The organism is Psychrobacter sp. TB67, assembly GCF_000511065.1.
Classification (GTDB): domain Bacteria; phylum Pseudomonadota; class Gammaproteobacteria; order Pseudomonadales; family Moraxellaceae; genus Psychrobacter; species Psychrobacter okhotskensis.
The window spans coordinates 1-3,936 of the sequence record NZ_AYYA01000021.1; the positions used below are offsets into that span (position 1 = coordinate 1).

Sequence of the window (3,936 nt, forward strand, 5' to 3'; positions counted from 1 at the left end):
TGTAGTGGTCAACTAATTTAGGACACCTGATAAGAGGTTTTGATTAAAGTAACGTCTTTCTGTTTCAGCTGGTGTTAAATAATTGTTGAAAGTGTGCGGTCTCACGGTTTGATAGTAGCCCCAGATATAATCACTAATGGCACTTTTAGCCTCAGCGATATTCTCATAACCGCCCTTTGGCATCCACTCTGTTTTGAAGCTTCTAAAGAAGCGCTCAGTTGGGGCGTTATCCCAACAATTTCCACGACGGCTCATACTCTGTGTCATACCGTCGCAATCATCGATTGATTCAGCAAATTTCTTACTGGTGTAATGCGTGCCCTGATCTGAGTGAAATAACACACCACTTGGTTTGAGTCTCGTCTGATACGCCATTTTCAGAGCGTTACCTGTCAGAATACTATCGGGTGAGTCTGAGACACTAAAGCCCACCACACGACGGGCGTACAGGTCTAAAACAACGGCTAGGTAACACCAGCCGCCTTTAATGCGAATATAAGTGACATCGCCCGTCCAGACTTGGTTGGGCGCCGTTGGGCTAAATCTGCGTTTTAAAAGGTTGTCATGGGTTTTATGTTCCTGATCAGCGTGCTTGTATTTGTGGGTCTTGAGCTGGCAACTGACCAGTTTCATTTGCTTCATAATCTTGGCAGCTAAGTAACGCGTTAGCCTAATACTGTGCTCATTCCACAGGATGGCGACAATGGTGCGAGCCCCAGCTGATTGTTTGGAGTCATTGAATATTTGACGTATCAAGGCTTTGAGTTTGACACGTTCAATATCGATAGGCTTAGTCTGTGTGCCATAGTAGTAGCTGCTTTTAATGATGCCAAATAAGTCACATAGTCGGCGTTTACTGACGCTTTTGTCTTGCTCTGCAAGCTTGCTTATCAGCGATAGCCGTTCAGGCTGTCCAAGGCCAGCAGAGCAGAAGCCTTTTTTAATATGTCGCGCTCCATAGTGAGTCGCTTAACCTGCTTACGCAATTCTTGTAGCTCGCGCTGTTCATCCGTTAAAGCGTTGCCGACTTTAGGTGCTTGGCCATTCGTTTCTTGTCGATACTGACTCAGCCATTTCTGCAGGGTGGATTTGCCAATGCCAAGTGAGCTTGCTACATCAGGTATTTTACGCTTATGCTCAGTCACTAAGCTGATGGCTTCAAGCTTGAATTCTCGGGTATATTGATTGCGATTGTTGGTCATACTAGTTTCCTTCTTTGGGTTATTATAACCTCTTAGAAGCTGTCCAATTTTATTATGCCACTACAACTCAATACTATCTGCGGTGAGCGTATAGTTTCCTGCGACTACATCCGACTGCGTGCTGCCTGATTGGCGGACGATGGTCTTTGCGGTGGTTAGGGTGTTGCTGGCTGAGGTCAGAATACTGTCTTTACTCACTATCGATACATCGGGTGCACCCAGCACTTCGGTGTTCATACTCTCGTCGATGACTTGCGCTGCCTTTTCAAACGCTTTTATAGAATCGTTAGCACTACTTATCTCTTTCGTCGATTGCAGGTGTGCTTGTTTGGCCTCTGCTAAGGTCTCATTCAGCTCAGCACCGAGTTTTAACTGTCGTTGTCCTGCATCATTCACCCAAGCCGACTCGTGCTCGCTTTGCGTGTGTCTGATACCAAAGGTGGAGAGCAAGACTCCGCTATCCGCTGTGGCTTGTAGTCCATGGTCAGTGGCAAGGTTGATGCCTTGTCCGCTGGTGGTCGATTGATGATTGCTGTAGCGATGACGGAGCACGCCTAATTCTAGGATGTGCTCATCAGGAGCAAAGGTCGCTTTGTCTGTTATCGTTGGGTTTTGCGCATTGGCACGACTAGCGGTATTGACCGCCCACTGCAGGCCACTCTTATTTGGAGTGTCATCAAAGCTTAGTGCAACCTCAGAGTTAGAAGTCAGTCCGTATTGAGCAATACCGGATAGCCAGCCACTATGAGTATCATCCTCACAGATTTGCGAGTGACCAAGGCCACCACCATGCCATCTTGGCGAGGATCCGCCTTGTAGGTTATGTCTGTTGGATAGTCCGGCATCACGGCTAGTGATGTCATTGTCGTCACTATCGCCCATGCCGATACCGTCATAGAGGGCGCGGCTGATCACGGGGCTGTCGATATCGCCATACCAGTAGTTTAAAAGGACGGATTGTCCAAGCCTTGGGGCAAACTGCCAACCATGAGTGGCGCCTGAGGACAGTTGTAATGAGCGCAGCGGTGGTGTCACCCCGTTATCATGCGGACTGATACCTGAGAAGACTGGAGTGGTGATGGTTTGTTGTAGACCGTCATCGGTGACACTAGAGTCGTAACTTGGCGAGGATGAAGTGCTGGTATCGCCGGTACGAGCTTGGGTCAGACCTGTATAGGTGCTGCTCACAAAAGATTGCTGGCTTGGATAGGGACAGTAAGGAATAGCGGAGTCTAATAGCGTGGCGGTTACCCAGATGCCGGTGTCTCGAGCGATGTCGTAGCCGTGCTCGGGTATGGCGCTAAGTGCTGTTTGCGCTGTTTGCTTTGCGGTACGCGCTAGCCAGTCTTTTATCAGCACTTGGTTGTGGTAGGAGACGCTATCACTGTTAGGTTCGATACCGACGATGGTCATGCTGGTACAGTATGTAGATAAATGGCCGATAGAAGGTAGGTTGTTGATGCTAACTGTAGTGGCATAATAAAATTGGACAGCTTCTAAGAGGTTATAATAACCCAAAGAAGGAAACTAGTATGACCAACAATCGCAATCAATATACCCGAGAATTCAAGCTTGAAGCCATCAGCTTAGTGACTGAGCATAAGCGTAAAATACCTGATGTAGCAAGCTCACTTGGCATTGGCAAATCCACCCTGCAGAAATGGCTGAGTCAGTATCGACAAGAAACGAATGGCCAAGCACCTAAAGTCGGCAACGCTTTAACGGATGAACAGCGCGAGCTACAAGAATTGCGTAAGCAGGTTAAGCGACTCACTATGGAGCGCGACATATTAAAAAAGGCTTCTGCTCTGCTGGCCTTGGACAGCCTGAACGGCTATCGCTGATAAGCAAGCTTGCAGAGCAAGACAAAAGCGTCAGTAAACGCCGACTATGTGACTTATTTGGCATCATTAAAAGCAGCTACTACTATGGCACACAGACTAAGCCTATCGATATTGAACGTGTCAAACTCAAAGCCTTGATACGTCAAATATTCAATGACTCCAAACAATCAGCTGGGGCTCGCACCATTGTCGCCATCCTGTGGAATGAGCACAGTATTAGGCTAACGCGTTACTTAGCTGCCAAGATTATGAAGCAAATGAAACTGGTCAGTTGCCAGCTCAAGACCCACAAATACAAGCACGCTGATCAGGAACATAAAACCCATGACAACCTTTTAAAACGCAGATTTAGCCCAACGGCGCCCAACCAAGTCTGGACGGGCGATGTCACTTATATTCGCATTAAAGGCGGCTGGTGTTACCTAGCCGTTGTTTTAGACCTGTACGCCCGTCGTGTGGTGGGCTTTAGTGTCTCAGACTCACCCGATAGTATTCTGACAGGTAACGCTCTGAAAATGGCGTATCAGACGAGACTCAAACCAAGTGGTGTGTTATTTCACTCAGATCAGGGCACGCATTACACCAGTAAGAAATTTGCTGAATCAATCGATGATTGCGACGGTATGACACAGAGTATGAGCCGTCGTGGAAATTGTTGGGATAACGCCCCAACTGAGCGCTTCTTTAGAAGCTTCAAAACAGAGTGGATGCCAAAGGGCGGTTATGAGAATATCGCTGAGGCTAAAAGTGCCATTAGTGATTATATCTGGGGCTACTATCAAACCGTGAGACCGCACACTTTCAACAATTATTTAACACCAGCTGAAACAGAAAGACGTTACTTTAATCAAAACCTCTTATCAGGTGTCCTAAATTAGTTGACCACTACA

The 3,936-nt window shown here is 47.3% G+C and carries 3 protein-coding genes; 1 reads left to right on the plus strand and 2 read right to left on the minus strand.

Annotated features, from left to right (window positions below; all coding sequences use genetic code 11):
- Nucleotides 1–12 precede the first annotated feature (12 nt).
- Together W293_RS16015 and W293_RS0103055 are read right to left on the minus strand one after the other, a co-directional pair.
- A protein-coding gene (locus W293_RS16015) for an IS3 family transposase (RefSeq protein WP_101210725.1) occupies nt 13–1,202 on the minus strand; the annotation gives its coding sequence in 2 pieces (ribosomal slippage) (nt 13–944 and nt 944–1,202; 1,191 coding nt in all).
- Nucleotides 1,203–1,262: 60 nt separating this feature from the next.
- A complete protein-coding gene (locus W293_RS0103055) occupies nt 1,263–2,720 on the minus strand; it encodes a type VI secretion system Vgr family protein (RefSeq protein ID WP_156916413.1) in 1,458 nt (485 codons plus the stop codon).
- A 14-nt stretch (nt 2,721–2,734) separates the two neighbouring features.
- Here W293_RS0103055 and W293_RS16020 point away from each other — a divergent pair.
- Nucleotides 2,735–3,924 (plus strand): IS3 family transposase gene (locus W293_RS16020; protein ID WP_101210725.1). Its coding sequence is split into 2 segments (ribosomal slippage): nt 2,735–2,993 and nt 2,993–3,924, totalling 1,191 coding nucleotides; the frame shifts between segments, so codons are not numbered across the junction.
- Nucleotides 3,925–3,936 lie beyond the last annotated feature (12 nt).